Annotated in this window: 14 protein-coding genes and 2 tRNA genes; 8 read left to right on the top strand and 8 right to left on the bottom strand. The window is 38.7% G+C overall.

Features of this window, described 5'->3' with window-relative positions; translation table 11 throughout:
- Position 1: 1 nt before the first annotated feature.
- From Q0954_RS00860 to Q0954_RS00850, 3 genes are all read right to left on the bottom strand, one after another.
- A tRNA-Asp gene (locus tag Q0954_RS00860) sits at positions 2-75 on the bottom strand.
- A gap of 131 nt (positions 76-206) precedes the next feature.
- A tRNA-Asp gene (locus tag Q0954_RS00855) sits at positions 207-280 on the bottom strand.
- A 66-nt stretch (positions 281-346) separates the two neighbouring features.
- On the bottom strand, positions 347-1,003 hold the full coding sequence (locus Q0954_RS00850; protein ID WP_299452426.1) for a hypothetical protein: 657 nt from the start codon (positions 1,001-1,003) through the stop codon (positions 347-349).
- A gap of 119 nt (positions 1,004-1,122) precedes the next feature.
- Here Q0954_RS00850 and Q0954_RS00845 point away from each other — a divergent pair, with 119 nt between their 5' ends.
- Positions 1,123-2,979 carry a YgcG family protein gene (locus Q0954_RS00845; RefSeq protein ID WP_299452424.1) on the top strand — a complete coding sequence of 619 codons (1,857 nt, stop codon included), beginning with the start codon at positions 1,123-1,125 and terminating at the stop codon, positions 2,977-2,979.
- A 1-nt stretch (position 2,980) separates the two neighbouring features.
- Here Q0954_RS00845 and Q0954_RS00840 read toward each other — a convergent pair whose 3' ends face one another.
- The gene (locus tag Q0954_RS00840) at positions 2,981-3,892 is read right to left on the bottom strand and encodes an AraC family transcriptional regulator (RefSeq protein ID WP_299452422.1); all 912 of its coding nucleotides are present in this window, start codon (positions 3,890-3,892) and stop codon (positions 2,981-2,983) included.
- Between the two features lie 440 nt (positions 3,893-4,332).
- Here Q0954_RS00840 and Q0954_RS00835 point away from each other — a divergent pair, with 440 nt between their 5' ends.
- Positions 4,333-6,786 (top strand): DUF5686 and carboxypeptidase regulatory-like domain-containing protein, encoded by a 2,454-nt coding sequence (locus Q0954_RS00835; RefSeq protein WP_299452420.1) that lies wholly within the window; start codon positions 4,333-4,335, stop codon positions 6,784-6,786.
- 60 nt (positions 6,787-6,846) lie between these two features.
- On the opposite strand, the gene Q0954_RS00830 is transcribed toward Q0954_RS00835, so the two are convergent.
- Both Q0954_RS00830 and Q0954_RS00825 read right to left on the bottom strand, forming a co-directional pair.
- The gene (locus Q0954_RS00830) at positions 6,847-7,326 is read right to left on the bottom strand and encodes a hypothetical protein (protein WP_299452419.1); all 480 of its coding nucleotides are present in this window, start codon (positions 7,324-7,326) and stop codon (positions 6,847-6,849) included.
- 36 nt (positions 7,327-7,362) lie between these two features.
- Positions 7,363-7,935 (bottom strand): hypothetical protein, encoded by a 573-nt coding sequence (locus tag Q0954_RS00825; protein ID WP_299452417.1) that lies wholly within the window; start codon positions 7,933-7,935, stop codon positions 7,363-7,365.
- A 197-nt stretch (positions 7,936-8,132) separates the two neighbouring features.
- On the opposite strand from Q0954_RS00825, the gene Q0954_RS00820 reads away from it, so the two are divergent.
- A complete protein-coding gene (locus tag Q0954_RS00820; protein WP_299452415.1) occupies positions 8,133-8,609 on the top strand; it encodes a hypothetical protein in 477 nt (158 codons plus the stop codon).
- Between the two features lie 72 nt (positions 8,610-8,681).
- Here the strand turns inward: Q0954_RS00820 and Q0954_RS00815 are convergent, their stop codons facing one another.
- On the bottom strand, positions 8,682-11,090 hold the full coding sequence (locus tag Q0954_RS00815; RefSeq protein ID WP_299452413.1) for a thiamine pyrophosphate-dependent enzyme: 2,409 nt from the start codon (positions 11,088-11,090) through the stop codon (positions 8,682-8,684).
- Positions 11,091-11,508: 418 nt separating this feature from the next.
- On the opposite strand from Q0954_RS00815, the gene Q0954_RS00810 reads away from it, so the two are divergent.
- Entirely contained in the window at positions 11,509-12,312 is an 804-nt protein-coding gene (locus tag Q0954_RS00810; protein WP_299452411.1) for a DUF1573 domain-containing protein, read from the top strand.
- A 103-nt stretch (positions 12,313-12,415) separates the two neighbouring features.
- On the opposite strand, the gene Q0954_RS00805 is transcribed toward Q0954_RS00810, so the two are convergent.
- Positions 12,416-12,811, bottom strand: coding sequence for a hypothetical protein (locus tag Q0954_RS00805; RefSeq protein ID WP_299452409.1), 396 nt, complete (start codon positions 12,809-12,811; stop codon positions 12,416-12,418).
- A gap of 514 nt (positions 12,812-13,325) precedes the next feature.
- Here Q0954_RS00805 and ald point away from each other — a divergent pair.
- The 4 genes from ald (at position 13,326) to Q0954_RS00785 (ending at position 18,637) form a co-directional block, all read left to right on the top strand.
- The gene (ald, locus tag Q0954_RS00800) at positions 13,326-14,456 is read left to right on the top strand and encodes an alanine dehydrogenase (RefSeq protein ID WP_299452407.1); all 1,131 of its coding nucleotides are present in this window, start codon (positions 13,326-13,328) and stop codon (positions 14,454-14,456) included.
- Positions 14,457-14,694: 238 nt separating this feature from the next.
- Complete coding sequence (locus Q0954_RS00795; protein WP_299452405.1) at positions 14,695-16,053, top strand: FKBP-type peptidyl-prolyl cis-trans isomerase; 1,359 nt, start codon at positions 14,695-14,697, stop codon at positions 16,051-16,053.
- 176 nt (positions 16,054-16,229) lie between these two features.
- Complete coding sequence (locus Q0954_RS00790) at positions 16,230-16,874, top strand: leucine-rich repeat domain-containing protein (protein ID WP_299452403.1); 645 nt, start codon at positions 16,230-16,232, stop codon at positions 16,872-16,874.
- 185 nt (positions 16,875-17,059) lie between these two features.
- Positions 17,060-18,637: a protein kinase gene (locus Q0954_RS00785; protein ID WP_299452400.1), complete on the top strand. Its 1,578-nt coding sequence runs from the start codon at positions 17,060-17,062 to the stop codon at positions 18,635-18,637.
- Positions 18,638-18,641: the final 4 nt, after the last annotated feature.

Here is an 18,641-nt window from a genome sequence, read left to right as displayed (position 1 = left end):
GCGGAATGGACGAGATTCGAACTCGCGACCTCCTGCGTGACAGGCAGGCATTCTAACCAGCTGAACTACCACTCCGTTAGAATTATTGTGATGCAAATATACAACTACTTTTGTTGTATTTCAATTATTATTGAATTTTCTATTAAAAATAGAAAAGTTATTTTTTAATTAAAACCCACCTAAGTAGATGGGTTTAAGCAATTTAGCGGAATGGACGAGATTCGAACTCGCGACCTCCTGCGTGACAGGCAGGCATTCTAACCAGCTGAACTACCACTCCGTCAGCAAAATTGTGGCACAAATATACGGCGACTTTTTTAAAATGCAAGACCTTTACAAAAAAAAATTATTTTTTTTGTTCCTTCTTTGTTTCTGGCACTTGGGCAGTCTCATCATCTTCAAGTGTTTTACTCGCGAGCTTATCTTCTTTTTCGGTTTGTTGCTTTATCAATTCCATATCTATCTCCAGGCTATCCAACACTTTTTGAATTTTTGGTTCTTCGATACTGTCTTCGCCAAGGTTGTTGTAAATGACACTATTCATAGTATCTACAATTTTGTATTTGATAGCTTCTGCTTCGTCTTCTGATTGACTCAAGCGTTCGTCTAGCTGAATCAAGGCCTTGAGGCCAGCAATTAGCTTTTCTTCATAACGGTTCATGCTTACGCACAAATAGCGTAACTCTGTATACACTCTTTTTTTAAAAATATCGTCTGGCAATACACCTTCTGGTTGCTCTAACTGATCGAACTCGCTGGATAAAATATCCCGATCGAAATATGCAGCTACATCTACCAACATAGTAGTTTCTGAAAAATCTACTGTGCCATCTGTAGCAATTGCTATGGTGATGGGGCTTACCAGCAAAAATGCATATAATTGAGAATTAGAAAGTATCATTTCTCGTTCTTGACAATAGTCTGCCAGTAATTCGCGGACTTCTGCAAAAAAATCGTTTAAAATCACCTTCTCTTCAGCAGGTGTGATGACTTGTTTTTCCATGGTGATATGTAGATTGCAAGAATTTTGTTAGTTGTTTACTTACGAAAGACGAGTGAAGTTGCTAAAATAATAACCAAATCCAGTAAATAATAGTATAATTTGAGTTAATGATTAAGCCTATGTTTAAAAACCGGTTATATTCCATAAAACTTCCACCTTTCATCATTGGGTTGGTCATTGTTTGGCTTACACTTCCGGTGTCTGCTCAAAGAATCAGTGAAACGTTTTTTGTAAACGATTGGGCTCAGGTATTGAGCAATGATGAGGCTCAAATGCTTGAGAAAAAAATCAAAGCCTATGAGGATAGTACTTCTACGCAAATAGCTATAGTACTGATAAATAGTTTGCAAGGGATACCCATAGAGCAACAAGCGCTTAAGATAGCCAATGACTGGGGGATTGGGCAAAAGAGAAAAAATAATGGCATCTTGATCTTAGTAGCAATCAAAGATCGTAAGGCAAGAATAGAATTGGGCAAAGGAGTTACTGACAGAATAAGTAATGCAGATGCACGCAAGGCAATAAGAGATATGACTCGCCCTTATTTTCGCAATAAACAATACTACAAGGGGCTAAATATGGGGGTTGATCGCATTATATGGCTTTTGGAAGGAAGGTTTAAAAATTACAAATTGGGAGCCATATTTTACCTGGCAGCACTTGCGCTTCTTGTATGGCTTGTTGTGTTCATAGGTGTAGTCAAAAGCAAACGACCTCCAGTAATACTGGGTATTGCTTTTTTGGGCGTGGTGCTTATGGAACTTTACTGGATGTTTGACCATACCAGAGGCTGGATACCTATATTAGCAACTATAGGCTGGCTGGGGTTGGTGCTTGCCTTTTGGCAAATAAAAGAATATATAAACGATGTAAAATGGTACAAAACAAACATTAAAAAACGCATTGATGAAATAAAAGCTCGCCAATTTCACGAACAATATATCCCTGTTGAGGTAGACAATAAAATACAGGAATTGACCCAAAAAGCGCACAAAGGAAGTCGTAAACAGATGAAATCAGTTTACCATAGTATGTATAAAGTTTTGCATTATCCCTCTGATTTTTTCACCACACGTCCAGATATAACACTCCGAAATATTGTAAAAAATTTAGCGCAGCCACCTTATAATCAAACCCAGGAAAAGTGGACTTCAAACTATGTAAACTGGTTGCTTATGCACGCTCAAAAAGAGGTAAACTGGTGCAACTCTCTAGACCTAAGTAAACTCTCTGATGATGAACAAGAGAGGATAAAAAACGCTACAACACTCTACCAGACATTGTTTGATATTGTTGCTACAAGTCTAAAACCAGCATTTAAAGAAAACATTGCCAATAGTAAGTTTTTACAAAAAGATAGAAACCAGACTTTGCATCAACTTCAGGACTTTTGTCATAAAACCATAAAAAAAATGCCTTCAACACTGCCTGAAAACCACGCAGAAGAAACAAGTGTATTGCAAAAACACTTAGAAATGGTGATAAACACGCCAGCACAGGTATGGACATACGATGAGGTAAACATGTTACAGAAAATGGCCAAGGTATTTGGAGTAAAAGCCCCTCACAGAATCACTGATAAACAAGCGTTGGTGGATAAGTTAACCAACCGCTCTTTAGAAAACATTCAAAAGTTATCTATCTGGAAAGAATATTCTCACAGGGCAAAGGAAGTAAAAAGTGTACAGCAAAAAATGTATCGCAGTTATCAACTATGGAATACCGCTCAAGGAGAAGAGAAATTCCGTCAGTTGGTATTCTTTTACAACAAATACATAGACGAAGGCATTGGGCAAATGGTCGTTCGAACATCAGTGAGCACATCGCTGAGTTCAAAGAAAAGTACTTATTCCAACACTCGATCAAACTCTTCCTATTCGTCTGATGACTACAATGATTACGGTTCATCCTCAAGTCGAGGATCGTCTTGGGGGGGAGGGAGCTTTGGCGGAGATGGTGGTAGTGATGATTGGTAAATTATTGTCCTATAAACTTAGAAGGAGTAATATCAAACGCTTTTTTAAAGGATTTACTAAACGAATGTATGTCAGGAAAACCAATCAGGTAAGCAACCTCAGTAATGGTATAACGGTTTTGACGCAATAACTCGACAGATTTTTCCAAGCGTCTTTTAATCAAGTACTTATGAGGAGATATACCAAAAACCTGTTTGAAAGTACGAAAGAAATGATATTCAGACAACGCAGCTACTTGAGAAACTTCATTTATATCTAATTTTTTATAGTAAAACTCATCTAAGTATTCTTTAGCAATCAACACTCTCCTATACAGCTCTTGTTTGGTAGAAAGCTTGACAGACTTCAATCGATTGATTTCATGAGCAATTTTTTGCTGGTCAAGCAACAGCATTTCTGTCAAGGCATAGTACAGATCGTGGTCATTACGTACTGTTTCTACCGACCTGTGACGAATGTTTCGGTATAGCTTTCTAATCACTAGCCCCAGTGCACTATTGTGTGATTTGTAAATATTTTCAAAAAATTCAAAATTTTGGATAGAGTTATCAAAGGGATTGTCCAACAAGGTTTGGTCAGCTTTTCCAAGTACTTTGGCCACACTATCTATTATCTCTTTGTGCAAATAAATACACACACCTTCTGTTTCTTTACGTTCGTCAATATAACCCTCGTAGTTTCGTTCAGGATTTACAATCAAAAACTCATCTGCCTGAACTCTATAGGTGTGTCCATCTATACGGTAGGCTTCTTCACCACTCACTACATATTTGATTGAGGTAGTGGGTTCTTTGGTAAAAGCGTGCGCAAAACCTTTCACTTTAGAGTGAATCACTGTATTACTATTTTTGGGGATTGATTTAATCTCCTCGTGATCGTCTAATGTAAGCGTAGGGTGTGAGTTTTTTGCCATTTCAGAAAGGGTTAAATACATGCTCAATGTTTCAACATCAATTGCTTTATATCCTATTAGTAGCGTTCACTCCATAAAAATTAACATTGATGGCAGATAAAATCCTTGCAAATTGAGCTGAAGCACTTTTTAATCATATTTACTCGGGTTAGGTTCAACGCTTTTTTGTAATTGTTGGCCAAACGAAATAAATGGGTATTTGGTCGAAGCAAACCAGTATTTTGTATGAAAAACCGACCTGCCTTGATAGATAATAGCAGAGTTTTGTAATTTAGAAAATAAGGGTGATCCCTATTACACTTCGCCTTTTAGGTAAGTTTTTATTATTTTTCAAAATGGAAAGCAACCATTAGGGGGGAGACTGCATCAGACTTGTATACCTATTAAACACACGGGATAAAATATCCATGACTCAAAAAAATAACTTATTTATTATTTTCATGAAAAACCAACCGTTACTCAAAACTCTCGGAATATTATTGCTTGTAATACTTTGGATATTACCCGGCAAACTTACCGCACAACAAAAGTTTACCCTGAAAGGACGGGTAACTGATAAAAAAGGACAAGGTTTGCCTTTTGCGACTGTATATGTAAAGGGTACCTCTAACGGCACTACTACCAACGACAATGGAGATTATTTTTTACCGCTTAAGGCTGGAAACCACGACATTGCTTTTCAGTTTATTGGCTACAAAGCCAGCACTAAAAAAGTGACCATCAACCAGTCGCAAACCTTGAATGTAAGTCTTGAACCTGAAGTACTTACTCTAAACGAGGTAACCATTACCTCGAATGGCGAAGACCCCGCTTATCCTATTATGCGCAAAGCCATACGCAACCGAAAAAAACACTTGAAAGAAATAGAAAAGTTTACCTGTGACACCTACGTTAAAGGCTTGCAGCGTTTGGGTAAAGCCCCTAAGCGAGTACTAGGCATGAAGGTAGACGTAGACACTGGCGTTGTGTACTTTTCGGAGTCGGTATCGGAACTGAGCTATAAAAACGGAGAGTATAAAGAGAAGATGATTTCATCAAAGGTGAGCGGCAATAGCCGTGGGTTTAGTTTCAACCAGGCATCAGAGATGGAAACGGAACTTTATAACAATATCATTAACAACACAGGTTTTAGTGAAAGAGGAATGGTGTCGCCAGTGGCTTTTAATGCCATGCTTTATTATCGTTACCGCTATGAGGGTTCTTTTCAAGAAAATGGACTCACTGTCAATAAAATACGCTTGATGCCCCGCCGCAAACTTGCTCCGGCTTTTAGTGGTTTTATCTACATTATAGATGATTCCTGGCGCATACATAGTGTAGAGCTTTCGTTAGGCAAGGGCACAGTAGATTTTATAGATTCGGTGACTATCAAGCAAGTATACGCCCCAGTAGGCAATGGAAAGGTATGGCGACCGCTCTCAGTAAAATACAATTTTGAATTTGCTGCTTTTGGGTTCAAAGGTCAAGGCTATTTTTTGTGTATGTACTCTAACTATAACATCACACCGACTTTTCAACGGCGGTTTTTCAACAATGAGATAATGACAGTAACAAGTGATGCCAATAAAAAAGATAGTACTTACTGGAACAAGATCAGACCCATTCCACTAACTACTACTGAGGTAAAAGATTACCGCGAAAAAGATAGTCTACAAGTGATCAAGGATAGTAAGCCTTATAAAGATTCGGTTGATGCCAAACGTAACAAACTGGGAGTTACTGACATACTATATGGTGGCTATACTTACCGTAACTCTTACCGCCGTGAACGCTTTTCTTTTCAACCACTTATTAGCACTTTTCAATACAATACGGTAGAGGGTTTGGTAACGGACTTGTCGCTTAATTATCAAAAACGCTACGAAAACAGAACGTATTTTACCATTGATCCCAGTTTTAGATATGGCTTTTCTAACAAGCGATTTCAGGCAAAATTACGCACATCTTACCGGTTTGCCCCCAAAAGCTTTGGTACAGTATGGGCAGAAGGTGGGCGTTATGTAGAGCAACTTAGCCGTATGCAATCTATTTCACCTTTTCTCAATAGCTACTACACGTTGGTGGTCGAAGAGAATTTTATGAAAATATATGAAAAAGCTTACGCTAAAGTGGGGTATCGTCAAGAGTTGATCAATGGTGTATACTTTAAGGGGAGTTTAGAGTTTGCAGAACGTAATGCCATGCAAAATACTACAGACTATAGTTGGCGTAATGTAGAAAATCGAGAGTTCACACCGAATGCCCCCATAAACAATGAACTAATCAACACCGACTTTGCTTACCATCAGGCACTTACATTCAATGCGTCTTTGCGTTTGCGCATCAAACAACGCTACATGACATACCCTCACCGTAAGTTTATTATGGGGTCAGACTACCCTACTTTGCTTTTGGGCTACCGTAAAGGGCTTGCTATAGGAGACAGTGATGTAGACTATGATTTATTACATGCCTCTATATCAGACAATATAAATATGGGGGTAATAGGGGCTAGTAAATACCGGGTGAGCGCTGGAATATTTTTAAATACTAATAAAATGTATTTTATGGATTTCCGTCATTTTTCAGGTAACCAAACAGGGCTTTTAAAAGGTAGTAGCAATGCTTTTCAGTTGTTAGACTACTACCGTTACAGTACTCAAGACCGTTACCTGGAGGGGCACTACGAACACCACTTCAACGGCTTTGTAATGAACGGGTTTCCACTGATCAATAAGCTAAAGTCTCAACTAGTAATCAGTGCCAATTACCTTTGGACTCCTACCTCGCTTAATTACCTGGAGCTAGGCGTAGGGCTCGAACATATTTTTAAAATTATGCGCTTTGACTTTATCGTAGGTTTGCAAGAGGGCAATCAGGTAAGTAGTGGGTTTAGGTTTGGGTTTGGGTTTTAGAATACTTATACAGCAATGGCAGATACTCATTGTGTAAATGCTTGTCTGCCATTATTTTATTTACTTTCCTCCCCGGCGACTCCCCCCTCGAAAACTACGGTTAGAGCTTCCTCGAAAACTACCTACACTCCCTGAACCAGATGAAGAAGTTGAACTGTAACTACCACTGTAGCTATTACTACTACGAGGGCGTTTTCCATAAGCATATAAGTACTTGCCTCCTGCATACACGGCAAGGAATTTGGCTCCATAACGTTTACTTACACTATCCCTGGTTTTGTTAAAACGCACTTCTACTTTTTTAAGACTATCCCTTCTTCGTTGCCTCAAAGAGTCTCGCACTCTTTTTCTAACAGCTAATACAGAGTCCCATAACACTTTATTTTTTCGTCCATAATACCCATTTTTTCCTTGGTATTTACTGACAATAGGTTGGTTTCTAATGGGTTTGACTCCCCACCCTTGAGCCACGGCAAGGTAGGTAACAAATACAATAATAAATGATACACCTCCAACAAGTAGTTTAATATAATTTTTCATAGTTGTAATTTAAATATTGCAGGTAGCCTTGATGTACTAAAACCATTTTTTAGGAATGAAAAGCATTACAATCATTGCAAAAAAGGCATAAATAAACACCTTGTAGTAGTAGCTTGTGGGCACTTTTTTATTGGCATACCTTACCTTAAACCTAACATAGTTACGCTTTGATTTTTTCAAATTATTCTTGATTACCTTCATTGCCACCCTTAGTTCTTGATCTTTATTTACCTTAAAAAGGCGCTTGTGCCATTTATCACGATAACCAGACTTATTTGTTACGATAAAACTTTCAGTAAACTCATTGATTACTTCATCTTTATTATTCAATACTTTGACATTAATCAACAAAGAATCACCTGTAAACTCAGAAGTGTTTTTATCAAAGTTCATTTCATAATACTTCGTTTTTTCGTATACCCTGAAAGGTTTACTAATCAAAGGCCCTTTTTCGGTAAGCAGGTTTAAGCGAAACGTTTCACTAAGGAGTGAACCATAAGAACCTACACCAAAAGCTGCCCGAAAAAATAAAATGGCGAACAATACTCCTGTAGTAAGAAAAAGAATGCGGCGAATGATCAGCACGTAACTTATATTCTTTGAACTCATTGTATTGATAAGGTTGATTTGTCAGGTTTTGAGAAAAATAAGCTTTTTTAAGTGTTAACTAAAGCCTTTACTAAAAAATTAATACTTTAGAATATTAACAAAGCAAATTTCTTTCCTTGAAGATTTATCTACAAGGCTGTTTTTGTTTTACCTGATATTCTATTGTTTTATAACAACACCAAACTTTAACAATCAAAATGGCTTTACAAGAAAATGTGGACTATGTATTTGTACCAGTGGCAGACCAAATCACCGAAAAAGTGTGCTTTGTAGGTACCAACACCTATTTGTATGTAGTACCTGATCAAAAAACGGTGGCCGAATCATCTGTGAAGGAATTTTTCGCAAATGCGCTGGCTGGTGTAGACAAGGTAGAATCATTTAATTTTGGCGACCATACCCCCCGCGAAATGATTGCTGGGCTGTTGGCAGACGAAAGTACTACTCTGGAGAGCTTGGATGAGTTTTTTCATAACTTTGAGCAACAATGGAAAGCAGTAGTGCGCATTGAAATAGCTCAACTCAAAAAACTCAAGGTAGTATCTAACATTTTTGGGGGTTCAATTGCGGTAAAACATGCAGGAAAAGCACTATTTACGCCCATTATAACGCGTATAGCCAGTAAAGCCGAGCGTAGAGCAGTCAAGGCATTCTATGAAGATGTGGCAAAATAACCAGCCCAAAAAAAGCCCATTTACTTACTCATCAAGTAAATGGGCTTTGTATTGTATCATTTATCTGGCAGGTTAGTAAATCGCAGGATATTGTGTCGGGTCAGCCTCATTCATAATTTCATATACCTTATCAAATACATCTTCTATGCTTGGCTTCGAGAAGTAGTCACCATCACTGCCATAAGCAGCCCGGTGCTCTTGTGCAGCCAACGTAGCCGGGGCTGAGTCTAACCAACGATAAGCATTTTGCTCTTCTACTACTTTTTGCATCATAAATGCCGAAGCACCCCCTGGTACATCTTCGTCGATAAACAAAGCACGGTTGGTTTTTTTAATAGATTCTACAATACGATGTTGTAAATCAAATGGTAATAGTGACTGTACATCTATCACTTCACAACTAATGCCTACTTCTTCGAGCTGACGAGCGGCATCCATTACAATACGACACATAGAACCATAAGTAACCAAAGTAATGTCTGTACCCTCTGTCAAGGTTTCGGGCACCCCCAGCGGTACGGTAAAATCACCTATATTCTCTGGTAATTTCTCTTTTAGACGGTAGCCATTCAAACACTCCACTACTAAAGCCGGATCATCTGACTTGAGCAATGTATTGTAGAAACCAGCAGCTTGGGTCATATCTCGTGGGGTAAGTATATAAATGCCTCGCAAACTATGCAACAAAGCACCCATAGGCGACCCTGTATGCCAAATACCCTCTAAACGATGGCCACGGGTACGAATGATCAAAGGGGATTTTTGCCCACCCTTGGTGCGGTATTGCAAGCAAGACAAATCGTCGGCTAAGATTTGTACTGCATAATAGATATAATCTAAATATTGTATTTCGGCAATTGGGCGCAAGCCACGCATAGCGGCTCCAATACCTTGCCCTATAATGGTTGCTTCGCGAATACCTGTATCAGTAACCCTTAGCTCGCCATGCTTTTCTTGTAGTCCGGCAAATGCTTGGTTTACGTCCCCTATTTTTCCTACATCTTCGCCAAAAGCAAACACCCTGGGGTCACGGGTAAGTGCTGCATCAAAACAAGCTTGTAACACCTCCCTTCCATCTACCAACTTGCTGTCTTCGTTATACTGAGCAGGTATTTCGGGTATATTCAATGCTGACTCGTCTGACTGACTATACAGGTGTGAGCTGTAGTCTTCACGTCCCTTTTCTATTACCTTATCTAACCAAGCAATTAGTGAATGCTTTGCAGGATTTTGCTCAGTACGAATCAATCTCAATGCTTTTTTTACTGACGTAATAGCGTCTCTTTTCACTGGATTGGTAGTTTTTTGCAAATCATCCTGAATCTCGCTCAATTTATCGGCATAGTTTGGGCTACTTTGAGCCAACTGAGTCAGTAGTTGCAAAGCCTCGTTATGATCGCCTTTCATAGAGTCTACAAAGGCATTCCAAGCAGTTTTACGGGCATTTTTAGCATTGGTTTTTGCTGTTTTTTCTATGGTGTCTACCTCATCGTTCGAAGCATACCCCTGAGTGACAATCCACTCACGCATTTTTTTAATGCAATCAAATTCTTTTTCCCATTCTAAACGGTCTTTTGACTTATAGCGCTCGTGCGAGCCAGAAGTAGAGTGGCCTTGGGGTTGGGTTACCTCTATGACATGAACTAAGACAGGTACATGCTCAGTACGGCATATTTCAGCCGCTTTTTGATAGGTTTCAAACAAAGCTTCATAATCCCAGCCCTTGACCGTAAAAATCTCATAGCCTTGTTCTTTTTTGGTACGTTTAAAGCCCGCCAATACTTTAGAAATGCTGCCTTTGGTTGTGTGGTACTCTTTGGGTACCGATATGCCATACTCATCGTCCCATACCGACATGAGCATAGGTACTTGTAATACTCCGGCAGCATTGATAGTTTCATAAAATAGTCCTTCAGAGGTAGAGGCATTGCCTATGGTGCCAAAGGATATTTCGTTGCCCTGATCAGAAAAATCAGTAAAAACCTGCAAATCAGTATTTTGCCGATAAAGCTTAGAGGCATAAGCTATGCCCAATATGCGAGGCATTTGCCCAGCAGTAGGCGATATGTCAGCTGAGGCATTGTAAGCATTGCTTTGGTTTTTCCACTTGCCCTCATCGTCCAACAAACGGGTTCCAAAGTGCCCATTCATCATTCGACCAGCCGACACAGGTTCAGCTTCTACTGAGGTATGTGCATATAGCTGGGCAAAATACTGCTCCATGGTTAACTCTCCAATTGCAAACATAAAAGTTTGATCACGATAATACCCTGAACGAAAATCACCTGGGCGAAATGCCTGAGCCATAGCCAATTGAGCTACTTCTTTGCCATCACCAAAAATCCCAAACTTAGCTTTGCCCATAAAAACCTCTTTACGCCCGATCAAACTGGCTTCACGGCTTTCACATGCTAACTGGTAGTCTTTTAGAATAGTGTCTTTAGTAAGTTCCTGTTCTACAGATATATCTTTTGTAATCATACGAAATGCAATTATTAGAATAGTTAAACTTTTTGACTGTATTTTACAATCCTGAGAGGTGTCTTACAAAACTACTCAAAAAAAAGCATCTTTCAAATAGCTTTACCTTTTCAGGAATACCCATATAATATTTGGCAAAACGTTTTTTATTACAATTTGTAGTCAAAAAATTTCTAAAACAAAACAGTTTATTAGTATTTATTTTTTATAAAAATAGATTTACCAAATAATGTGGTTTTTTATTTTTAGCATTAAATTTGTCAATCTTGTCATCGAAAATATGATAGTATGGAAATTATAGCCAATTCTGTCATATAATCGCTATTTTTGTGATAGAGTAATCTAATATTGAGGAATCACACCAAGCATAATAAATAATACTATGCTTATTAAATCTTGTTTAATGTTTAACAGCACAATGAAAAATTTTAAAGACTCTTTTTTACTTATTTGCCTGTTGGGGATTACCTCAACTTGCTTTTTAACGGCTAGTACGTATGCTCAGGGCACAATGAAGTTTGACACCGAGAAACACAACTTTGGTGAACTTGCCGAAGGGGTAATGGTGTCTTATGAATTTGAATTTGTAAATACAGGGAACAAAGCCATCAAGATTTCTAAGGTAACTGCCTCTTGCGGCTGTACAACTCCTTACTGGTCTAAAGAAGCTATACAACCAGGCAAAAAGGGGAAAATCAAAGCCACTTATAACACCACTGGGCGTCCAGGTAATTTCAACAAGAGCATCACTGTAAATAGCAATGCAACCAACAAATTGGTGGTTTTGTTTATCAGCGGTAAGGTCAATCGTAAGAAAAAAACCTACAAAGATATTAGCAATGGATCAGCAAAAGCAGCTCCCAAACTGTTTATGCGTAACAAGATTAAGCATTTTGGTATGACAGAAAACCGTTTGACACTGCGTCAGGCTTTTGAAATAAGAAATACAGGCAATGCCCCTTTAAAAATAGAAAAACTGGTAAGTGAATGTAAGTGTACAGTAGCTAACCTTAAGCAAAACGTAGTGCCTCCGGGAGGACGAGTAATGTTGGAGCTAATGTTTACCCCCACCAAGGCTGAACCTATCCAAGAGTCGTTCTATGTATATACCAACGACGCTAAAAGCCCACGCACCATCATTACTTTGAGTGCCGATGTGTACGAAAACTTTAGCCGCACTTTGTTTCGTCGTGGCGATACCACACTTTTATTGGAAAGATAAGCGATTGCACAAAGCATTTAATTACCTATACTACCAAACAATCAAGGGACAATGAGTTAGATCATTGTCCCTTGATTGTTTTTAGTCAAATTTTAGAATGCACTTACATAATCGTAAAGCTGATATTATAAGAAGCATTACCTCTGGTACCTCCTACTATAACTTCGTAATTGCCACTGTAAGGCAAAGCACCTGTCCAGGTACGTGCACCTTTCCCTGGCTCGGTATCTGGCAAATACTTTTTGGTTTTCCTATGCCTGATTTGAAACACGACATTCTTTTCCTTTGCCCAAACCTTTACAATCATTGTTTGTCCTTTACGTGCTCCCAATACATATACCATACGCTCACCTCTGATAACGGCGTCTTGGTAAGAGGCTCCCTGTGTACCTTTCTTAAACTGTACCACCTTCATGTGTGTAGTAGTAGATTGCCCATAGGATATATTGCATAAACCCAAAGCAAAGAACATAACAATTAGTATAATGGTATGCTTCATATTGTTGTCTTATTTTTGATTTTTTGAATAGATATATTGTTTTTTATACTCTTTGGAGATAAAAACAGGGGTGTTTTTTCAAAAAATGTTGCAGAAAACAAACTGTTTTCGCCAAATTTTATTCTAAAGCAATTCACTGTAAAACCTTTCATTATCCAATAAAATCACGATTATTTTTTTAAAAAACTTATGCTTTTTTTTTCAAATTACTCAAACTGCCTAATTTTCTACACTTTCAAATATCACAATTTATAGGTTTAATTATATTTTTTTTGTAGGAAAACGTGATTTCTAAGCCACTTCTTTATTAAATTTGCTAAGGAATGGTTGAAAAATAAGTTACTTGCTTGACACTACATGTTTTGCTCTAAATACAAGGCACTTGTTGTATTGGTAATTTTAGCTATAAACAAGAAAAGATGTTTCAATACATAAAGTCAAAATTGAAAAGTTATTTTTTGCCCATTTTTCACATAGTTTTTTTGACACTTTTTATTTAAACCAAAGCATAACAATGATTATCGGTGTTCCAAAAGAGATAAAGCAAAACGAAAGTAGAGTTGCCCTTACACCTGCAGGTGTAACCGAAATGTTGAATCACAACCATACAGTATATATACAAACCCAAGCGGGAGAAGGTAGTGGTTTTTCGGACGAAGCATACAAAGACGCTGGTGCTCAGATTTTGCCTAATATTGAGGCAATTTATGATATTGCTGAGATGATTATTAAAGTAAAAGAACCAATTGCTTCTGAGTACAAACTAATCAAAGAAAACCAATTGGTATTTACTTATTTCCACTTTGCTTCTTCTGAGGCTTTGACTAAGGCAATGATTGACAATAAGTCTATTTGTTTGGCTTATGAAACTGTTGAGAAAGCTGATCGTTCTTTACCTCTTTTGGTGCCTATGTCAGAGGTGGCGGGAAGAATGGCAGTACAGGAAGGAGCCAAATACCTCGAAAAGCCTACTGGTGGTCGTGGTATTTTATTGGGTGGTGTACCTGGTGTAAAACCTGCCAATGTACTGATTATTGGTGGGGGTATTGTAGGAACACAAGCAGCTAAAATGGCGGCTGGCTTGGGTGCCAACGTAACTATTATGGATATTAGTTTACCTCGTTTACGCCAGTTGGCTGATATTATGCCTGCCAATGTAGAAACTATTATGTCTAACCAGTACAATATTGCCGAAGCTATCCAACACTCTGACTTGATTGTAGGCGCAGTATTAATTCCTGGAGCCAAAGCGCCTCACTTGATCACTCAAGACATGCTGAAAACTATGCAGCCTGGCACTGTAGTAGTAGATGTGGCAGTAGATCAAGGTGGATGTATTGAAACCTGTAAACCTACCACACATGAAGATCCTACTTATGTAATTGATGAAGTAGTACACTACTGTGTAGCCAATATGCCTGGCGCAGTACCTTACACTTCTACTGTTGCTCTGACTAACGCTACTTTGCCTTATGCTATTCAACTTGCCAACAAGGGCTGGAAAAAAGCTTGTCAGGACAGTAAAGAACTAAAGCTAGGCCTAAACATTGTTCAGGGTGAGATTGTATACCAACCTGTAGCTACTGCATTTGACTTACCTTATACACCAGTAGATACTTACCTTAAAGGTGAAGCAGTAGTATAGTTTTAAAAGCAACAAGTCTGAAGTTATCAGTTTTTAAATTCATATCTATTGAGGTATTATTTACAGCTGATGGTTAAGAATTATTTGCTAAGATTAAAAAGAGATTTCAAGTAGGATTGAAGTCTCTTTTTTTATTTTTGCATAACTTCATTTTACAACGTGCCATGCAACACAATGGGCAAAACCACGTTTTTTGGTTTTGTTGAATGAATTTTGAAAAAAACTAAATCTTATATTTATGATGAAAAAAATATGGTTGGTAGTAATGGCTTGTAGCGTTGCTTTGACAACGGTAGTTGCTCAATCTGCCCAAAAAACCCTCCCTAGTGGCATTAAATACACGCTACTTAAGCACAATAAAACTGCCCGTAAATGTAAAATGGGGGATTTTATGAGCTTTCATTTCAAAATGACCACTCCCGACGGCAAAGTACTTACCAATAGTTTTACTCAAGGTACACCAGTAGAAAACCTCCCCATTAAGCCTCCCCAGTTTAAAGGCGATATTACTGAGGCTTTTGCTTTGCTTGCCGAGGGTGACAGTGCATTGATAGATAGTCCAGTAGATACAGTGGCTAAATACAGCAAACGTCCAATGCCTCCTTTTGCCAAACAAGGTACCTATATTTCTTATATAATAAAGGTAATAAAAGTGCGCAACCAAACCGAAATGTTAGAGGCTCAACAAAGAAAACTGGCAAAAATGCGTGCCCGTGAAAAGATTATCATGGATAAATACATTGCTGAGCAAAAATTAAAGAATGTACAAGCTACAGCTTCTGGTTTACACTATGTAATACACCAGGCAGGCAAGGGTGCCCTGCCCAAACCAGGCGAAACGGTAAAAGTAAACTATACGGGTAAGCTTACCAATGGGAAAGTATTTGACACAAGTCTAGAAGATCAAGCCAAAGTACACGGTAAATACAACCCTGGACGCCCTTATAAGCCGTTTGAATTTCAGATAGGCAGAGGACGAGTAATCAAGGGTTGGGATGAAGGCATTGCTTTGCTAAAGCCAGGCGCCAAAGCTACCTTGCTGGTTCCTTCTTATTTGGGTTACGGTGAGCGTGGTGCTGGGGGAGATATTCCACCCAATTCGGTATTAGTATTTGAGGTAGAGTTGGTGGGGATTAAAGGTAAAAATGATGACCAACAACTCAAAATCAAAGAAAAGGCGAAGATTCAACAATACCTACAAGAAAAGAAGTTGGGTAATGCAAAAGTAACCGCTTCAGGGTTACACTATGTGATACGAAAAGCAGGCAAAGGCAAAAAAGCGACCCCAGGTAGTAAAGTAAAAGTCAATTATACTGGTAAGCTACTCAATGGAAAAGTGTTTGATACCAATGTAAAGGCTGTAGCAAAAAAAAGCGGAAAGTATAATCCCAAACGTCCTTATGAACCTATTGAGTTTACTTTGGGCAAAGGACAAGTGATTAGAGGCTGGGATGAAGGCATCACTTTATTAAAAGTAGGCGATAAAGCTACTTTTGTGATTCCTTCAGCATTGGCGTATGGCGCTCGAAGCATAGGTGCTGACATTCCTCCCAATTCCGTATTGGTATTTGAGGTAGAACTTGTGGCTGCCAATTAACTGGAGAAATAACCAAACACTTGTCTAATAAAAAACGAAGTTCCACCAAGAACTTCGTTTTTTATTGCTTTATATACTGACTTTCACTAGTTTACAAGTAGATTATTTATTAAAAACAGGCTTTCAATAAACATTCAACCGATGCAATAGTTAAAGTTACAAATCTGGCAATTAGAATGAGTATTATAATTGATGACAAAAATAAAGAAGAACGTTCAGGTAACTGTTCTAACCGACCACCTACACCCCCAAAAAAACTCAACCGTGGGGTAATACTTGGATTTCTTAAGTACGGACTATTACGCTCGCTCGAAAAGTTCGAACAACTTGATTTGTCAGCATTGAAAATAGAAGCCATTCCTTTACACATTGGCGAGTTATTCAAGCTCCAGGAACTAGTGCTATCTAACAATCAAATTACCAGTTTACCGACTGAAATGGCTTACCTAAACAGGTTAAAGGTGTTGAGAATTGACGATAACCAACTCACCCAACTGCCTGGATTTGTAGGGCGGTGGCAACAACTTACAAAACTTTCTTTGGTAATGAATCAACTACACACGCTGCCTGAAGAGATAGGCCACCTCACCCAACTCAACACCTTAGCACTGAGCTATAATCACATTACTAGCCTACCTGCCAGCATAAGACATTTGTCTAAACTCAGGTATTTGATTCTTGCCAACAATCCCATCCAATATTTACCCGAAGAACTAACACTATTGCAAAACTTGCACACCCTCAACCTGAGTGGTACACAAGTAAGCAAGGTAGAAAAAAACAGGTGGAAGAAGCTTTTGCCGCACACACGTATCTTTTAACATTGAGGGCTTGTTTAAAATCAACCCATTCTGAACTTTGGACTATTTTACTGCCAGCAACAAACTTTATTCATCTCAAAAACAAAACCCACACAACTTATTAGACCATCAACTTGCTGCCAGGCATTTGCTAAGTTTTTGATTTGTGCTAACTTGTAAAACAAACTACCAAAAACTTCCAGATAATGAAAAACCTAAAACAACGTGTTTCCAGCAATGACCTGGATATTGCCTGCCGTATTTTAGACGATGCTTTTTTTGATACGGTAGAAGAACTTAGAAACGAATACCTCAACCTAAGGGCAAGAATAAAGGAAAACAAGTCGAACGAATTGGGACGGGTGGCTACTTCAGAAAATATAGAACTGGAAAAAAACTTGTTGAGGCGTACAACCCTTAAATTATGCGATGATATTGAAGGTTTTGCAAGAAACAACTTTGCCTACCTTTTCCGAATTTCGTCTAAATCGCTGGAAAAACAACTCAAACTCAAACTAGCGGCTCATTATGAGGTAAAAGATCCTATCAATGGCAATTCGGCGGTATTTTACCACGGTACCGAACTCAACTCTAACCGTAGGATAATCATCAGGGCACTAAAAAAATACGAGTTTGGTCCGGTAGATAAAGAAACTCAGACAGCAAGCAAACGAGCCAGAGATGCCCGTATCGACCGAATATTGAACTTCAAACATCGCAACATCATTAAAATATTGGGTACCCATTTAGACAGCTTTCCGCAATGCCTGATACTAGAGTATGTAGATGGTATTTCGCTTCAATCTATTTTGAGGGTATTGCCACTTACCAGAGTCAGCGCTATAGAGATGGCAATTCAATTGGCAGATGCCATTGATTATTTACATACTCATGGAGAAATTCATCAACGAATTCGTTCGTCTAAAATACTAATAGATAATGAGCTAAAGCCTATTATTTCGCCATTTGAGCTACTTGATAATGTAAAAACACCGCAGGAGGGAGAACACTTTCTTGCCGACTTGCATTATGCGGCTCCAGAGGCTTTGGCCGATATGCGCAATGCTACCGAAAAGTCTGACCAGTTTTCGTTAGGTGCGGTTATTTTTGAGATGCTCACAGGCACGCCTTTGTTTCGTCCACTAAGCCGAGGTAAGGCTTCACTACAAGAGGTATTTCAACATCGCCTCCACTTTTTTAATGTACAAAAGGTCAATCAACAGGTATTGGCACAAATAGAAGATACAAAACTCCGGAGTGTATTAAAGAAAATGCTGGCGTACCACCCCAATGACCGCTACTTTAGTATGGGCGAGGTAAAACACGAACTTCAGGCAATTCACTTGCATAAAAACAAAAGTATTGATTTGGCGCTGGCAAGCTATAGGCGTTGCTGTATTCGCAACCCTGAGTTTTTTAATCATTTTTATGAAGCCTTGTTTGCTCATCCAGCTTTGGGTGAACAGATCAAAGCCTACTTTACTGCTCCTGAGGTAGTAGATAACGATCGGAACCGTAAGCGAAAGCTTCGTAATGCCTTACTATTATTGTTGGGTAATATAGAGCATTCTTCTATTTATGGGCATATTTCGCAGATCAAAGGGCACAACAAACTAGGGATGGAATTTTATGAGGCATTTATGGATCAACTGATTATAACGGTGGCAAAAAACGATTACTTGTGGCAAAAGTATGAAACAGCAAGCAACCCTGCCTTACAAGATGCCTGGGCAGCCGTGAAAAACCGTACATTGGAGGGTTTGAGGGCTGTGTTGGGGGGCTAAGCAA

This window comes from uncultured Microscilla sp. (assembly GCF_947493425.1).
Classification (GTDB): domain Bacteria; phylum Bacteroidota; class Bacteroidia; order Cytophagales; family Microscillaceae; genus Microscilla.
The sequence above is the reverse complement of the archived record's forward strand: the minus strand, read 5'-3'. Positions and strand labels throughout refer to the sequence as shown.

Coding starts and splice junctions, on each gene's coding strand:
- Q0954_RS00830 (WP_299452419.1), bottom strand. CDS start 7,326: ATGAAAAATTATATTAAACTACTTGTTGGAGGTGTATCATTTATTATT.
- ald (WP_299452407.1), top strand. CDS start 13,326: ATGATTATCGGTGTTCCAAAAGAGATAAAGCAAAACGAAAGTAGAGTT.
- Q0954_RS00825 (WP_299452417.1), bottom strand. CDS start 7,935: ATGAGTTCAAAGAATATAAGTTACGTGCTGATCATTCGCCGCATTCTT.
- Q0954_RS00785 (WP_299452400.1), top strand. CDS start 17,060: ATGAAAAACCTAAAACAACGTGTTTCCAGCAATGACCTGGATATTGCC.
- Q0954_RS00795 (WP_299452405.1), top strand. CDS start 14,695: ATGATGAAAAAAATATGGTTGGTAGTAATGGCTTGTAGCGTTGCTTTG.
- Q0954_RS00790 (WP_299452403.1), top strand. CDS start 16,230: ATGAGTATTATAATTGATGACAAAAATAAAGAAGAACGTTCAGGTAAC.
- Q0954_RS00820 (WP_299452415.1), top strand. CDS start 8,133: ATGGCTTTACAAGAAAATGTGGACTATGTATTTGTACCAGTGGCAGAC.
- Q0954_RS00805 (WP_299452409.1), bottom strand. CDS start 12,811: ATGAAGCATACCATTATACTAATTGTTATGTTCTTTGCTTTGGGTTTA.
- Q0954_RS00810 (WP_299452411.1), top strand. CDS start 11,509: ATGAAAAATTTTAAAGACTCTTTTTTACTTATTTGCCTGTTGGGGATT.
- Q0954_RS00815 (WP_299452413.1), bottom strand. CDS start 11,090: ATGATTACAAAAGATATATCTGTAGAACAGGAACTTACTAAAGACACT.
- Q0954_RS00845 (WP_299452424.1), top strand. CDS start 1,123: ATGTTTAAAAACCGGTTATATTCCATAAAACTTCCACCTTTCATCATT.
- Q0954_RS00840 (WP_299452422.1), bottom strand. CDS start 3,892: ATGGCAAAAAACTCACACCCTACGCTTACATTAGACGATCACGAGGAG.
- Q0954_RS00850 (WP_299452426.1), bottom strand. CDS start 1,003: ATGGAAAAACAAGTCATCACACCTGCTGAAGAGAAGGTGATTTTAAAC.
- Q0954_RS00835 (WP_299452420.1), top strand. CDS start 4,333: ATGAAAAACCAACCGTTACTCAAAACTCTCGGAATATTATTGCTTGTA.